The sequence below is a fragment of the Vibrio sp. B4-6 genome, assembly GCF_963888245.1.
Classification (GTDB): domain Bacteria; phylum Pseudomonadota; class Gammaproteobacteria; order Enterobacterales; family Vibrionaceae; genus Vibrio; species Vibrio anguillarum.
This window is the reverse complement of the sequence record NZ_CAWPIM010000069.1, coordinates 132,600-147,456: the sequence shown is the minus strand read 5'-3', so window position 1 is coordinate 147,456 and position 14,857 is coordinate 132,600. Positions and strand designations below refer to the sequence as shown.

General features: G+C 44.3%; 11 protein-coding genes and 2 tRNA genes. 8 read left to right on the top strand and 5 right to left on the bottom strand.

What is annotated here, in order from left to right:
• Positions 1–19: 19 nt before the first annotated feature.
• The 3 genes from AACV20_RS17585 to nfsA all read left to right on the top strand — a co-directional run bounded on the left by AACV20_RS17585 (position 20) and on the right by nfsA (position 1,176).
• Positions 20–96: transfer RNA gene (locus AACV20_RS17585), tRNA-Asp, on the top strand.
• Between the two features lie 60 nt (positions 97–156).
• A tRNA-Trp gene (locus tag AACV20_RS17580) sits at positions 157–233 on the top strand.
• A 220-nt stretch (positions 234–453) separates the two neighbouring features.
• Positions 454–1,176, top strand: coding sequence for an oxygen-insensitive NADPH nitroreductase (nfsA, locus tag AACV20_RS17575; RefSeq protein WP_017049407.1), 723 nt, complete (start codon positions 454–456; stop codon positions 1,174–1,176).
• Positions 1,177–1,216: 40 nt separating this feature from the next.
• Here nfsA and AACV20_RS17570 read toward each other — a convergent pair whose 3' ends face one another.
• From AACV20_RS17570 to rdgC, 3 genes are all read right to left on the bottom strand, one after another.
• Positions 1,217–1,471 (bottom strand): YfhL family 4Fe-4S dicluster ferredoxin, encoded by a 255-nt coding sequence (locus tag AACV20_RS17570; RefSeq protein ID WP_013857525.1) that lies wholly within the window; start codon positions 1,469–1,471, stop codon positions 1,217–1,219.
• A 2-nt stretch (positions 1,472–1,473) separates the two neighbouring features.
• Positions 1,474–2,874 (bottom strand): prephenate-dependent tRNA uridine(34) hydroxylase TrhP, encoded by a 1,401-nt coding sequence (trhP, locus tag AACV20_RS17565; protein WP_170907717.1) that lies wholly within the window; start codon positions 2,872–2,874, stop codon positions 1,474–1,476.
• Positions 2,875–3,036: 162 nt separating this feature from the next.
• The gene (gene rdgC / locus AACV20_RS17560) at positions 3,037–3,951 is read right to left on the bottom strand and encodes a recombination-associated protein RdgC (RefSeq protein WP_170907716.1); all 915 of its coding nucleotides are present in this window, start codon (positions 3,949–3,951) and stop codon (positions 3,037–3,039) included.
• Positions 3,952–4,141: 190 nt separating this feature from the next.
• On the opposite strand from rdgC, the gene phoB reads away from it, so the two are divergent.
• The 3 genes from phoB to AACV20_RS17545 are packed head-to-tail and all read left to right on the top strand — an operon-like array spanning position 4,142 to position 7,109.
• A complete protein-coding gene (gene phoB, locus AACV20_RS17555; RefSeq protein WP_013857522.1) occupies positions 4,142–4,831 on the top strand; it encodes a phosphate regulon transcriptional regulator PhoB in 690 nt (229 codons plus the stop codon).
• 20 nt (positions 4,832–4,851) lie between these two features.
• Positions 4,852–6,153 (top strand): phosphate regulon sensor histidine kinase PhoR, encoded by a 1,302-nt coding sequence (phoR, locus tag AACV20_RS17550; RefSeq protein WP_013857521.1) that lies wholly within the window; start codon positions 4,852–4,854, stop codon positions 6,151–6,153.
• Entirely contained in the window at positions 6,150–7,109 is a 960-nt protein-coding gene (locus AACV20_RS17545; protein ID WP_047689053.1) for a PstS family phosphate ABC transporter substrate-binding protein, read from the top strand. The genes phoR and AACV20_RS17545 overlap by 4 nt, the downstream gene beginning before the upstream one ends.
• Before the next feature lie 41 nt (positions 7,110–7,150).
• On the opposite strand, the gene ppx is transcribed toward AACV20_RS17545, so the two are convergent.
• Both ppx and ppk1 read right to left on the bottom strand, forming a co-directional pair.
• Positions 7,151–8,656 carry an exopolyphosphatase gene (ppx, locus tag AACV20_RS17540; protein WP_170907715.1) on the bottom strand — a complete coding sequence of 502 codons (1,506 nt, stop codon included), beginning with the start codon at positions 8,654–8,656 and terminating at the stop codon, positions 7,151–7,153.
• Entirely contained in the window at positions 8,637–10,736 is a 2,100-nt protein-coding gene (ppk1, locus tag AACV20_RS17535; protein WP_013857518.1) for a polyphosphate kinase 1, read from the bottom strand. The genes ppx and ppk1 overlap by 20 nt, the downstream gene beginning before the upstream one ends.
• 249 nt (positions 10,737–10,985) lie before the next feature.
• Here ppk1 and AACV20_RS17530 point away from each other — a divergent pair, with 249 nt between their 5' ends.
• Together AACV20_RS17530 and pstA are read left to right on the top strand one after the other, a co-directional pair.
• Entirely contained in the window at positions 10,986–13,187 is a 2,202-nt protein-coding gene (locus AACV20_RS17530; protein ID WP_170907714.1) for an ABC transporter permease subunit, read from the top strand.
• Between the two features lie 23 nt (positions 13,188–13,210).
• The gene (gene pstA / locus AACV20_RS17525; RefSeq protein WP_170907713.1) at positions 13,211–14,857 is read left to right on the top strand and encodes a phosphate ABC transporter permease PstA; all 1,647 of its coding nucleotides are present in this window, start codon (positions 13,211–13,213) and stop codon (positions 14,855–14,857) included.

Below are 14,857 nucleotides of genomic sequence, written 5' to 3'. Positions count from 1 at the left end.
GTCTAACCAGACACGCTGCGGAGCGGTAGTTCAGTTGGTTAGAATACCGGCCTGTCACGCCGGGGGTCGCGGGTTCGAGTCCCGTCCGCTCCGCCACTTATTAAGAGCCTCAGCAGTCATGTTGAGGCTTTCTTCAATGAGAAGCATAAATTATTTAGGGGTGTAGCTCCAACTGGCAGAGCAGCGGATTCCAAATCCGCGTGTTGGGAGTTCGAATCTCTCCACCCCTGCCATCTATCAAGCCTCCGCAGAAATGCTGAGGCTTTTTGCTATTTTTCATCTCCTTATTATTTTTTAGAACATTCCTGTTCTTCAATAACTTCAATAAAAGTATCGCCCCCATACTGCATTAAACCGATCTTTTCTGTGCTAATTTTAAGTTTGCATTTTTACGGCGTCAGTAGGTAATGCTTGCTAAGATAGTGGCAATATCCTCGTAGGGAAAAATATAAGATGAATCCAGTCATTGAAACTATTCTTGCACATCGTTCTATCCGATCTTTTACCGATCAGAAGATAACTCCAGATCAGCTGAGCACAATTATTTCTGCTGGTATTGCGGCATCATCATCGAGCCTATTACAGGTTAATTCAATCATTCGTGTTACGGATAAAGATAAACGCGAGCAGTTGGCTATACTGGCGGGCAACCAAGCTTATGTTGCAAGCGCTGCTGAGTTTTTAGTGTTCTGCATTGACTACCAACGTCATTACGCCATTAATCCTGAGGTAAAACCAGAGCTGATTGAACTCACTTTGATTGGCGCTGTAGACGCTGGGATCATGGCACAAAACTGTTTATTGGCGGCAGAATCGATGGGATTGGGTGGTGTTTATATTGGCGGCTTAAGAAATTCACCTAAAGAAGTGGATGAGTTATTAGAGCTTCCTCCATATTGCGCAGTGTTATTTGGTATGTGTTTGGGGTATCCGGCTCAGAATCCACAACTAAAACCTCGTTTATCTCCTGAGGTAATTGTTCATGAGAATACCTACCATGCTTTGAGTTATGCTGAAATAGAGCAATATGATGAGACGATGAGGGCTTATTATCAGACGCGTTCTTCCAATACCAAGAAAGTGGCTTGGTCTACAGAGGCAACGGCTAAATTAGCACAAGAATCTCGACCTCATATGTTGAACTATCTCAACAGTAAAGGCTTAGCACACCGATAAAAAAGAGCCCAATCTTAACGATTGGGCTCTTTTACAATGATTAGGCTAAACCTTGAATAACGACGAATTTTTCAAGTAGTTGATGTTCAGTTTCTATGTGTTCTGGATCGGTAATGATGCAGTTTGTTATCGGACATACGGATTGACAGGTGGGCTTGTCGTAATGTCCTTTGCATTCAGTACATAGATTAGGATCAATTTCATAGATCCGGTTGCCCATAGAGATCGCGCCATTTGGGCATTCCGGATCACACATATCACAGTTAATGCATTTACTGGTGATCAATAATGCCATAACTACTTGCCTACGGGATTACGAGTATCTTGGCCAGCATTCAAGTTACGCATTAACAGAGCAAAGTTTAAATCCAACTCTTCAGGAACCGGGATATAAACAAAGTGACCGTTTCCTTTTGCGTCATCAACAGTTTCACCTTTGCGGTTTTCCATTACTTCAAGTCTGAAGACAACATTCCCTTTTGGGGTCATCAGCTCTAAACTATCACCTAAGATAAACTTGTTTTTAACTTCAACTTCAGCCATTTCACCACGACGTTTACCCGTAAATTCGCCAACAAATTGCTGTGAATCTGAGACTGAATAGCCATAGTCGTAGTTTTGATAAGTATCGTGTGTATGGCGTCGCAAGAAACCTTCGGTATAGCCACGGTGTGCAAGGCTTTCTAAAGTACCCATCAGGCTTTCATCAAATGGTTTACCTGAAACTGCGTCATCAATTGCTTTGCGGTACACTTGAGCTGTACGAGCGCAATAATAGAAAGATTTAGTACGGCCTTCTATTTTTAATGAATGCACGCCCATTTTCGTCAATCGTTCTACATGCTGTACTGCTCGTAGATCTTTTGAGTTCATAATGTAGGTGCCATGTTCGTCTTCAAAAGCGGCCATCTTCTCTTCTGGACGATGGCTTTCTGAAAGCAAAACCACATCATCAATCGGTTTGCCTAAACCAAGTGTATTATCAGGGCGCTCTTCTTGTATCTCGATAGTTTGAACTGCTGCTGGATCAAATTTCTCAACAATTTGACCGGTTTCGTCTTCTTTGGCTGATTCAACTTTGTATTCCCAACGACATGCATTAGTGCATGTTCCTTGGTTTGGATCACGTTTATTAATGTAGCCAGACAATAGACAGCGACCTGAATAAGCCATGCATAATGCGCCATGAACAAAAATTTCGAGTTCGGTCGTTGGACATTGCTCACGGATCTCTTCAATTTCTTCCAACGAAAGTTCGCGTGATAGAATCACTCGTTCAACGCCTTGGGATGCCCAGAACTTAACTGTTGCCCAGTTAACAGCATTGGCTTGAACTGAAAGGTGAATAGGCATTTCAGGAAATGCTTCACGAACCATCATGATAAGCCCAGGGTCAGACATAATGAGCGCATCAGGTCCCATTTCAACCACAGGCTTTAGATCTCGGATGAATGTCTTAAGTTTTGAGTTGTGGGGTTGAATATTACAAACCACGTACAATTTTTTACCCAAAGCATGTGCTTCATCGATACCGATTTGCAGGTTTTCATGGTTAAATTCGTTGTTGCGTACACGAAGGCTATAACGAGGTTGGCCGGCATAAACGGCATCTGCACCGTAAGCAAACGCATAACGCATGTTTTTTAGACTGCCCGCCGGTGATAGTAGCTCGGGGACAAAAGGGGTATGTGTGCTCATTGTTTTTCTCTAATCTGATCTCAAGTCAGGCCAATACCACCTGATGGTATTGGAGGGGCGCAAATTTTACGTTAAAAATAACCTTATGCCTAGTAGGGATCGTAAGTGATACAAAAAAGCCCAACACTTTTAAGGGTATTGGGCTTTTGCATGATGCTTTTGTTAAGCGTTCGGGTGAGGAAGGCCGCCGAGAACGTCAAATAAGTTAGGCAAAAATGCCGACATTTCACCACACATTAATGAGAAATCGGCATCAAAGCGAGCCGCTTGCTCTTCTCGTGGAATATCTTCATTTTGTTCTTTGAGCTCATCGCTAAATGCCAAACGCTTAATGCTACAATCTTCAGCCAGAATAAAGCTCAGGCGATCTTGCCAGTTCAATGCCAGTTTAGTGACGACTTTATTGGCTTCAATATGGCTTAAGATCTCATCGCTTGTCAGTTCTTGTTTCTTACAACGGATCACTGCGCCATCTTCTAATAACGACTTTAATTCAGCTTCATCCAACAAGCTAAACCCTGGTGGCAGTTCGCCACTTTTAACCCACTGAGTAAGTGTTGTTTCTACTGCTTGTTCTAGGATCGCAGGTACTACGGGTAGGCTACCCATGGTTTTGCGTAGCAGCGCCAAAACGTCTTCAGCTTTTTTGTAGCTTGCGGCATCGACTAAAATGAAGCCTTGCTTGGGTAGGATAAGCACAAAGGTGAGATTGCTGCGGCTAAATGCTCTAGGTAGGAGATCGATGACAATATCTTCCTTGAGGCTTTCCTTCTCCTTTTTCTTGAGAGGTCGCCCTTCTTCCACTTCCATCGCTTCAACTTTGGCATTCAAAGAATCTTTAATGACCGAAGCAGGTAACATCTTTTCTTCTTTTTTCGCGCAGATCAGAATACGGTCTTCAGAAACGTGGGTCATCATGTCGCCGTGTTTACCCATTGCGTTAACCCAACCAAATTTTTGCTTATCTTGGCTGCCGCATGGCGTAAAACGAAATTCGGCCAGTTGTTTTTCGAGCTGATCGGCGTTGAATTCTACATCGCGATTAACACGATAAACCATACAGTTTTTAAACCACATATTCTTTCTCTTACTTAATTAGAAGACGCAACATGATAGGGGATTTGAAAGCTAAAGTCTTAAATCAATTTCAAAATATAATCATGAACTTGATAAGAAACTTATATGAAAAATTGTTTGCAAAGGTCACAAAAGTGTCATAATTGTTTCCCATAATGCATAGCGTTGATTACATAGAAAGGTTATTCAAATGTCTAGAAGGATTCTGGTTGTTGAAGACGAAGCACCCATTCGCGAAATGTTGTGTTTCGTGCTTGAGCAAAAAGGTTATCAAGCTGTTGAAGCGGAAGATTACGACACGGCGGTGAGTAAACTGGCTGAACCCTTTCCCGATCTTGTGTTATTAGATTGGATGTTGCCCGGCGGGAGTGGTATCAACTTTATTAAGCATATGAAGCGTGAAGAATTAACGCGCAACATTCCTGTTGTGATGTTAACCGCCCGTGGTGAAGAAGAAGATAAAGTTCGCGGCCTTGAAGTGGGTGCGGATGATTACATAACCAAACCTTTTTCGCCTAAAGAGTTGGTTGCTCGTTTGAAAGCGGTTATCCGGCGCGTCACACCGACAGCACTGGAAGATGTGATCGACGTGCAAGGATTGAAGTTAGATCCTGTCTCTCATCGAGTAACGGCTAATGATAATGCCTTAGAGATGGGGCCGACGGAATTCAAAATGCTACACTTCTTTATGACGCACCAAGAACGCGTCTATAGCCGTGAGCAGTTATTGAACAATGTGTGGGGTACCAACGTTTATGTTGAAGACCGCACTGTCGATGTTCATATACGCCGTCTGAGAAAAGCGTTAGAAGAGGCTGGCCACGATAAATTAATTCAAACAGTACGTGGTGCCGGTTATCGCTTTTCATCCAGAACATAAAGGATTAATTAAGGTACGAAATGGTTGAACGTTTAACGTGGAAAAGGCTGGCTTGGGAGCTGGCTTTTTTTTACTCTCCTTGGATTATCGTTGGCTGGATCTTTGGCCATATGGCTTGGCTGCTGCTAGCGGCTACGGCGTTGCAACTGATTTGGCATTTGCATAACCAAATGCGTTTGTCGGCTTGGTTGTGGGATGAAAAACGTTTAACGCCGCCTTCCGGGACTGGAAATTGGGAATACCTGTTTAATGGGATTTACCGTTTACAGCAACGCCAACGTAAAAAACGCAAAGAACTGACCAATTTGATCCGCCGCTTTCGTAACGGGGCTGAATCGCTACCCGATGCGGTGGTGGTGTTCCGTGACGAAGGGAACATTGTTTGGTGTAACCGACTTGCACAACACCTGCTCGGTTTTCGCTGGCCAGATGATGCAGGTCAACCTATCTCAAATTTATTGCGCGCCCCTGATTTTATCAAATATCTGCAAAAAGATGATTTCACAGAACCACTTGAAATGCGCTCTCCACTTAATGTTGAGCGCATGTTAGAGCTGCGTATTGTGCCTTACACAGAAGGTGAGCATTTGATGGTTGTGCGTGATGTCACTCAGTTGAAACAGTTAGAAGGCATGCGCCGAAATTTCTTTGCTAACGTTTCTCATGAACTGAGAACGCCGATGACGGTGTTGCAAGGGTATCTTGAGATGACAGAAGACCCTGACATGCTGGTAGGGCCGATGTGGCCTAAGGCACATGGAGTGATGACTGAGCAGTTAAACCGTATGAACAGTTTAGTCAATCAACTGCTGACGTTGTCAAAAATTGAAGCGGCGCCTATGCATGAGCTGGATGAAGTGGTTGATGTTCCGGCTATGTTGGAAGTACTTGAAAAAGAAGCGATCAGTTTAAGTGGCGATCATCATCACCGACTGCATTTTGATGTCGATAAGCGACTTAAAGTATTGGCCGATGAAGATCAACTGCGCAGTGCTATATCAAACCTTGTTTATAACGCCGTCAAATATACGCCTCCGGGAGCGGAAATTAATGTGCGTTGGTATCAAAACGCGCAAGGTGCTTGTTTAGACGTGGTAGATAAAGGGGAAGGGATTGAGCCACAGCATTTACATCGTTTAACAGAACGTTTTTATCGTGTCGATAAAGCACGTTCGCGAGATACCGGAGGAAGTGGGCTTGGGCTCGCGATTGTTAAGCATGCATTGTCACATCATGACACGCATTTGCAGATTCACAGTGAAGTGGGTGTTGGCAGCAAATTCTCTTTTATTTTGCCTAAACGTTTGGTTGTGCTGTCATGATACATCGCATATTTACAGCCTTTCTCTGTTTTTACTTACTGATTACCACGAACGCCGTGAGCGCTCAGCCGCTCGTGGATTACTCAAAAACTAACGGTGTTGCAGGTAGTCTGCTATCGGTGGGTTCAGACACACTGGCAGGAATGACGACGTTGTGGGTTGAAGAGTTTAAGACGATCTACCCCAATATCAATGCTCAAGTACAAGCCTCAGGTTCTTCCACCGCGCCTCCTGCTTTAACTGAAGGAACGGCGCAATTTGGCCCAATGAGTCGCCCGATGCGTGGTCGTGAGATTGAAGCATTTGAACGCGCACACGGTTATAAGCCGACGGCATTGCGGGTTGCGATAGATGCCATTGGTATTTTTGTACATCGAGATAATTCAATCAAAGGGCTTAATTTTACTCAATTAGACAGTATTTTCTCATCCACGTTGCGCTGCGGTGCTACACAACCGACCAATACTTGGGCGCAATTGGGCGTTGATGAGGATTGGGCCAAGCGGGGAATTCAACTGTTTGGCCGAAATTCGGTGTCGGGAACTTATGGCTATTTCAAACAAAACGCACTGTGTGGTGGCGATTTCAAAAAGGGAGTAAACGAGCAGCCGGGATCGGCATCGGTTGTACAATCGGTTGCCTCATCGATCAATACTATCGGTTATTCTGGTGTTGGTTATCAGGTTTCTGGTGTGAAATTGATTCCGATAGCCAAACAAGGCGATCAGTTTATTGCCGCAAGTTATGAAAATATTCTATCAGGTGCTTATCCGTTATCTCGCTATTTGTATGTGTATGTGAATAAACATCCTAATCAGGATCTGCCACCCATGCAGCGCGAATTTATCCGTTTCATTTTTTCTAAGCAAGGACAAGCGATCGTTGGGAAAGATGGTTATGTGCCTGTCAGTGCCGAGTTTGCTCAGCAAGAACTAGCTAAAGTGGGCATAAAATAACGAGCTGTTCGCTCGCTATTTTTAATCAAACCCAATTCAAATTAAACATTGAGCTGCCAACCGACACTTCGCCAATACTGTTGTTCGCACATCAGATCCGCATGTAATAATTTATTATTTTCTAACCAATTGGCATCTTCACATTCTAGTTTCCACTCATCATCTTTTGCGCTGAGCGTCAGCTCAGGAAGAGGATCATCATTACGTTGGCTATTGACAACAATCGCTAAACGCAACACGCGGATGAGGCCAATAATGTGCTTTTTCTTAAACAAGGTGAAATCATTCATTTCTTGCAGCTTGAGGGATTTGCGTTGAAAGCGCGCTAAGGTCGATAGCACTTGCTGTTGCTCGCTGTTAAAACCGGGCATGTTGGTGTGACGCAAGATATAAGCAGAGTGTCGGTGAAAGCCTTGTAAGTTGATGCTCAATCCCACCTCATGCAATAACGCTCCCCATTCCAAAAGATCAAACAGTTCGCTGCCTTTTTTCAATCCTAGCTCTGGGGTCACATTCTGTAGAAACTCTTTTGCATGGCCTTTGACTTTAGCGGCATGCTCTAAGTCGACTAGATGCTTCATCGCGAGGTTTTCAGTAGTGCGTAAACGGATATCGGAATATTTGAACCGATCTTCCATCTCATAAAGCAAACCTTCTCGTAATGCACCATCAGAAAAATGCATCTCTTTCACACGCAGCGATTTTAAAACCGCGCTTAAAATGGCAACTCCCGCAGCAAAAACGGGTTTTCTATCGTCAGTCAACGCGCTGAGTTCGATCTCATCAATACTTTGCCATTCACAGAGTTTTTCAATGAGTTTATTGACTCGCTCAAGCGTGATGATGCCATCATCAAAGCCTAAACCAATCAGTACTTCGTGAATGGCTTTGATGGTTCCTGACGAGCCGAAGGCGACTTCCCACCCTTTTTTGCGATATTTCGCCGCAATAGATTCGATTTTTTGCTCGGCGGCTAATATCGCATGAGCGAAGTTTCTGCTTGAAAGCCTACCATCAGCGAAGTAACGGTCGGTATAGCTGACGCATCCCATTTGCTTGCTGTTGATTAGGTCTGGATCAAACCCTTGGCCAATCACCATCTCGGTACTGCCGCCACCGATATCCACCACCAACATAGACGCTGCTTGAGGTTGAGTATGTGCCACGCCTAAATAAATTAAGCGTGCTTCCTCAGCTCCGGGAATGATTTCAATAGGGAAAGGCAGTACTTGTTTGGCTCGTTGCAAGAATGTATGAGCATTATTGGCTTGACGCAGTGTATGCGTGGCCGCGATACGCACGTTTTCAGGTTTGAAACCTTGCAACCGCTCGGCAAACATCGCTAAGCATTCAAGTCCTCGCTCTATGGCATCGGCATCCAAATTTTTTTGTTCATCTAACCCAGCCGCCAAGCGTACACGTTGCTTATGGCGGCTCACCAGTTGCAGATCTTGATCGACGACTTTGGCCACCACCATATGAAAGCTGTTAGAGCCTAAATCGATGGCCGCAATATCGCGAATAGTATTAGTTGGGTTGATTGTCATGTAAGGGTTCTTTGCTCTTTCTGGTCTGTCTTTCTACATTCTTAAGATAGTCGTAGATGGCAAATTGTGAACGCACTTTTTTACGGTTACCACGTTCTACATAATTATTGCTCATCTCTTTGTCTATCCAGCGCGCTTTCACTGTATCGGTAAATTGTAAATTCATAATGTCAATCATACGCTGTTTCAAACGTGGGTCACGAATTGGTGTCGTTACTTCGATACGATGATCAATATTGCGCGTCATCCAGTCGGCAGAGGAGATATACACCAGCGGGTTGCCATCATTGTGCGTAATAATGACACGAGGGTGTTCCAAAAAGCGATCAACGATGCTGATGATTTTGATATTGTCACTCACGCCCTCAATTCCCGGAACCAGTGAACACATGCCCCGGACGATCATCTTAATTTGTACGCCCGCGCTACTCGCACCATACAGTTTATTGATCAACCCTTTATCCACTAAGTTATTTAACTTTAAAGTGATTGCGGCTTTTTTACCAAGTTTCACATTGGCGATTTCACTGTCGATTAATCGATAAAGCTGAATACGAGAGTTTCTTGGCGACACAATGAGATGGCTAAATTTAACTGGGCGGTAAGGGTTTTCAATATAGCCAAACACGTTTCGTACTTCGGTAGCAATTTCATTGTCGGCGGTCAGTAGTGAAAAGTCCGTATAGATACGGGCGGTTTTTTCATGGAAGTTGCCCGTGCCGATGTGTGCGTAGCGAACGATGTTGTCCTGTTCTTTGCGGCTAATGAGCAGCAATTTAGAGTGAATTTTTAATCCGGGAGCCCCGAAAATTACTTGGACCCCCGCTTCGGTTAAAATACGTGACCATTCAATGTTGGCTTCTTCATCAAACCGTGCTTGTAACTCAACCACTACCACCACTCGTTTGCCATTGTGTACCGCATCGACGAGCGAGTTCATTAGGCGAGAATCTTTGGCAACACGATAAATATTAATTTTGATGCTGATCACTTTGGGATCAAACGACGCTTGTCTTACCAACTCGGTAATGTGTTCAAATGAGTGGTAAGGATAGTGAAGTAGAATATCCTGAGCGCGAATCGCATCAAATGCATTGGCAAAACCTTCAAAGTCAGCACATTGCATGGGTGGTAGCGGCTTGTTTTCTAAATAGTCACGCCCCACGTTTGGGAACCCAATAAAATCTTTAAAGTTATGATAACGACCACCAGGAAGAAGGCTATCATAGTGCGATATTTTGAGTTTTTCGCACAAAAATTTAAGCATTTTTGTCGGCATTTCTCGTTCATAAACAAAGCGTACGGGCATAGCACTTAAGCGTTGATTCAACCCTTCTGACATCTGTTCTAACAAACTGTATTCGACTTCCCGTCGCAAGTCATATTCCGCATCACGTGTCATTTTCATCGCGTACCCCGTGAGCTCTTCATAGTCAAAAAATCCGCGGAAAATCTCATCGAGGCAGTGGCGAATGATGTTGTCCAATAAGATGATGGTTTTGCGGCGTTTGCCCTTTTGCTCCGGCACCATGACAAAGCGCGGTAGGTGGTCTGTCGGGATTTCAATCAGCGCATATTGGCTGCGGTCATTGTGTTTGAGATCAACGGCAATGTAGGCATATTCATCTTTCAAAAATTGCATGACATCAATGTCGTCAGTCATGAGCAGCGGTGTAATATGCGGGCGCACTTCTTTATGGAAATACTTAGTGATCCATTTTTTCTGAGTCTCATCCAACTGTGTTTCATTAACCAAGAAGATACGGCGACGTGCCATTTCTAAAATAAGCTCATTATAGAGATTGTCGAAATCTTGGTTGAGTTTGAACGCCTTACTTTGCATTCGTGTCAGCAAATGCTTGGTAGTATCGTTACCACCACGTTCTCGGTTGATCAAAATTTGCCGTTTTACATCGGAAAAGCGAACTTTATAGAACTCATCCAGATTGTTAGAAAAAATACCTAAAAACCGTATTCTCTCGATTAAAGGCACGGTTTTATCTGCGGCTTCTTGCAATACGCGTTCATTAAACGAAAGCCAGCTCAATTCCTTGTCGATATACAACTTGTCCGTACTCATTCATGTTACCTTTTTACTCAATTGACGTTTTTTACTGACTCACCCTCTGTGTGCTGATTGTGCGATTCTGCACAGCAATCAATTCGGGTATTGATGATTATGCAAACTATGCCTTTTATGTGACATTTTTATTTCAAGTAGGCAAGTTGAGTATAGTTGTTTTATTTTCAGTCGTTTATTGCGAGTTGTAATATACTTGTCACGAAAATTACATATTATACGCAGACAAGAAAAAGGGTAGAGAGAGCAATGGCACCAAGTGAATTTTCATTGAAGGAACGTGACAGAAAACGGTTGATAAAAGACCGTTTGGTTCGCCTTGCAGTGAGTTTTGGTGGCGTGAGTGTACTTGGCGCTTTAGTGCTGATTTTTGTCTATCTTGCGATGGTTGTTTTCCCTCTTTTTGGTAGCGCAAAAATTGAAAGGAACGTGGCGCAAGTGAGTATAACCACTTCCAATCCTCAATTTTTGGCCATAGATGAATACGGCGAGAATGCCTTTGTTGTTGACCTTGACGGCAGCATGAACTTTTGGCCCTTGGACGGCAAAACGGAACACGCATTGTGGTCGGATAGTCTCCCTATTCGCGTTGATCTTTTTAGCCAAGCTCCCCCGCTGGATGGATGGTTTGCCGCTAGCAATGTGGCGGGAGAGGTCTTTATTACTCGCCCTAAATTCAGTTATCTGCATAGCGTGGAAGGTCGCCAGTTTTCTCCTTATCTTGAGCGCGTCAGTTTACCCTCTACCTTTCGGCTGACTCATAAAACGCAAACGTTACGCCAGTTTGCCTTCGCCGTTACTGATGAGGCACTTTTCTTTGCTTCTTATCTCGATAATGATGAGGTGATAGTACAAACCTTAACGAGTGATAACGTTGAGCCAATTCAGCGCTTTGTGTTTCAAGGCTCATTTCCTTCTTTGGACCAATTGCTTTTTACGCCAGATGGTAAAACGCTTTATCTTCGTTCAGGGTCCGAATTGGTTGTTGCCGTTAAGAGTCGTCAAGGTTATTTCGTGCGAGAAGTAGTTGATTTAAGCCAAGGTAATTCCGATCGAGCCGTGACACAAATCAACTTATTGTCCGGTGCTTATTCGCTACTGGTGACTCACCGTAACGGCTTAGTGTCACAATGGTTTGATGTGCTGCAAAATGAAGAACGTCAACTGACTCAGATTCGTAAGTTTAAATTAGCGCCGCAGGTGACGCTGTTACTGCCGGATACTTATCGCAAAGGTTTTTACAGTTTCTACCCTAATGGCACAATCCAAAGTCACTATACGACCAGTGAAAAACTGGTGTTGTTTGAGAGGATGTACAACAAAGCCCCTCAATTGGCCGCCATGTCCAATAATGAGCTTTATCTCGCTACGTTAAGCGAGCAGAAGATCAGCGTGGCAAAAGTAGATAATGATTATCCTGAAATATCACTCTCATCATTGTGGCAAAAAGTGTGGTACGAAAGTTATCCTGAGCCTCAATATGTGTGGCAATCGACGTCAGCGAACGATGAATTTGAGCCTAAGTTTAGTCTAGTACCGATAGCCTTTGGCACTCTTAAGGCTGCAGCATACGCAATGTTATTTGCGATACCGATTGCGGTGTTTGGCGCGATTTACACGGCTTATTTTATGTCACCGAGAATGCGCCGAGTGGTGAAGCCGTCGATTGAATTGATGGAAGCGTTACCAACCGTCATTATTGGTTTTTTAGCGGGGTTGTGGTTTGCGCCATTAATTGAAAGCCATCTCGCGGCGGTCGGAGCGCTGCTGCTATTTTTACCCATTGTGATGTTACTCGTTGGGCTAGGTTGGCACCTGTTACCGAGAGCATGGGTGCGAAATTTTTCAAATGGGTGGCACGCATTGATACTAATCCCCGTATTAGTCGTTAGTGCAGTGGTTATCTTTTCGTATAGCAGCCAAATTGAAGTTTGGCTATTTGATGGCGATATTCAGATTTATCTCGCGCAAAACGGCATCGATTTTGATCAGCGTAATGCGCTGGTGGTTGGTTTTGCGATGGGCTTTGCCGTCATTCCAACCATTTTCACTATTGCGGAAGATGCGATCTTTTCCGTACCTAAACATCTTTCTGATGGGTCATTAGCATTAGGCGCAACACCTTGGCAGACATTAACCAAAGTCGTGTTGTTAACGGCAAGTCCTGGCATATTCTCGGCGATCATGATGGGGTTGGGGCGAGCCGTCGGAGAAACAATGATCGTTCTTATGGCGACGGGTAATACACCCATTTTAGATTGGAATATTTTAGAAGGGATGCGCACCTTATCGGCAACGATTGCGGTTGAGTTACCAGAGTCGGAAGTGGGAAACTCCCATTACCGGTTGCTTTTTTTAGCGGCACTATTGCTACTCATGTTCACCTTTTGTGTGAACTCGATTGCTGAATGGGTCAGACAAAGGTTGCGTGCCAAATATCGCGCTTTGTAATCAATTGGGAAAAATCATCACAAATGTTTAAGTGGTTTCAATCAGGTTCACCTTGGATATGGTTAACAGGCGGTGCTGTCAGCATCAGCCTGATTTCGGTATTGGGCTTGCTCCTGTTTATTGGTTGGAAAGGATTAACCTATTTTTGGCCGACGCCACTTTATCAATGGCAAACTCAAGAGGGGCAAGCACTGGTTGGTCAGCTCTACTCTGAGGAAAATGTGCCATTAACACACTTAAGAGCGTTAGATATTACATGGCCCAAAGCCATACTGGATGCTGGGGAAGTGAAGCGGCTCAGTATCAAAGTCGCTAACCGAGAGCGAAATCATGCGGACTTTGTCTCGATACTGGATGTTAAACTGTCGGATAAACAAATGCCTAGCGGGTGGGCGGTAATAGAACGTAAGAGTAACGGACAGTTTTATGGCAAGCCGATTGTTTATGTGCAAACCGATGGAAGCGAGAGTTCGGATGTTCAGACCATGCTCGCTGCAGGAATGCAGGATGTCGCGTTATTGAGAGAGCAAATTGACGATGTGATTGACCAAGAGATCCGAGTCATTGGCTTTGCCGCCGAAAAATTACGTTTAGAGAAGCGTCGTAAAGAACTCAATGGAAAGCTAGAACGAACCTATTTAGAGCACTATTATCATAAAAAGCAGGATTTGGATAGCCAATTAGCTATTGCCGAACAAAAGTTAGATGCTCTGCGCCAGCAAATGAATGGGCCGTCGTTGATTGTTGAAGAGATGAGTGGGCAACGAGTGGCGATTCCACTTAGCCAAATTCTCGATATTTGGTATCCCAATGATATGACTTTGGGGCAAAAATTGGTCCAGTGGGGAAAGCAGGTGTGGCTCTTCCTATCAGAAGATCCCCGAGAATCGAACTCTGAAGGCGGCGTATTTCCAGCCATCTTTGGTACAGTGCTGTTGGTGTTGTTGATGTCGATTATTGTCATGCCACTTGGTGTTGTAGCGGCTATTTATCTGCACGAATACGCAAAAGAGAATCTGTTTACTCGTATCATTCGTGTTGCGGTTATCAACCTTGCTGGTGTGCCATCGATTGTTTATGGGGTGTTTGGTCTTGGTTTTTTTGTTTACACCATAGGCTCATCGATTGATACGCTACTCTATAGCGAAAGGTTACCGGCCCCCACTTTTGGCACGCCTGGCTTACTGTGGTCGGCGCTCACATTAGCGGTGTTAACTCTACCCGTAGTGATTGTGACGACGGAAGAAGGGTTAACACGGATTCCCAGCGCAGTACGCCATGGCTCGTTAGCATTGGGCGCTACTCATTTTGAGACGATTTGGCGCATAGTATTGCCGATGGCAAGCCCTGCGATCATTACTGGGCTTATTCTCGCCATTGCGCGAGCCGCGGGTGAGGTTGCCCCTTTGATGCTGGTGGGTGTGGTCAAACTGGCGTCAAGTTTGCCTGTGGATGGCGAATTTCCCTTTGTACATCTTGAGCGAAAATTCATGCACTTAGGTTTTCATATTTACGATGTTGGTTTCCAAACGACCAACATCGAAGCGGCTAGGCCACTGGTGTACGCCACTTCATTTTTATTGGTGACAGTGATTGTGGCACTGAATTTAACGGCCATCAGTATCCGCAATAACTTGCGTGAGAAATATCGAACGTTAGGGCAAGATTAA

Bases quoted from the DNA above. Each gene is read 5' to 3' on its own strand.
- nfsA (WP_017049407.1), top strand. From the start codon at position 454: ATGAATCCAGTCATTGAAACTATTCTTGCACATCGTTCTATCCGATCT.
- AACV20_RS17570 (WP_013857525.1), bottom strand. From the start codon at position 1,471: ATGGCATTATTGATCACCAGTAAATGCATTAACTGTGATATGTGTGAT.
- trhP (WP_170907717.1), bottom strand. From the start codon at position 2,874: ATGAGCACACATACCCCTTTTGTCCCCGAGCTACTATCACCGGCGGGC.
- rdgC (WP_170907716.1), bottom strand. From the start codon at position 3,951: ATGTGGTTTAAAAACTGTATGGTTTATCGTGTTAATCGCGATGTAGAA.
- phoB (WP_013857522.1), top strand. From the start codon at position 4,142: ATGTCTAGAAGGATTCTGGTTGTTGAAGACGAAGCACCCATTCGCGAA.
- phoR (WP_013857521.1), top strand. From the start codon at position 4,852: ATGGTTGAACGTTTAACGTGGAAAAGGCTGGCTTGGGAGCTGGCTTTT.
- AACV20_RS17545 (WP_047689053.1), top strand. From the start codon at position 6,150: ATGATACATCGCATATTTACAGCCTTTCTCTGTTTTTACTTACTGATT.
- ppx (WP_170907715.1), bottom strand. From the start codon at position 8,656: ATGACAATCAACCCAACTAATACTATTCGCGATATTGCGGCCATCGAT.
- ppk1 (WP_013857518.1), bottom strand. From the start codon at position 10,736: ATGAGTACGGACAAGTTGTATATCGACAAGGAATTGAGCTGGCTTTCG.
- AACV20_RS17530 (WP_170907714.1), top strand. From the start codon at position 10,986: ATGGCACCAAGTGAATTTTCATTGAAGGAACGTGACAGAAAACGGTTG.
- pstA (WP_170907713.1), top strand. From the start codon at position 13,211: ATGTTTAAGTGGTTTCAATCAGGTTCACCTTGGATATGGTTAACAGGC.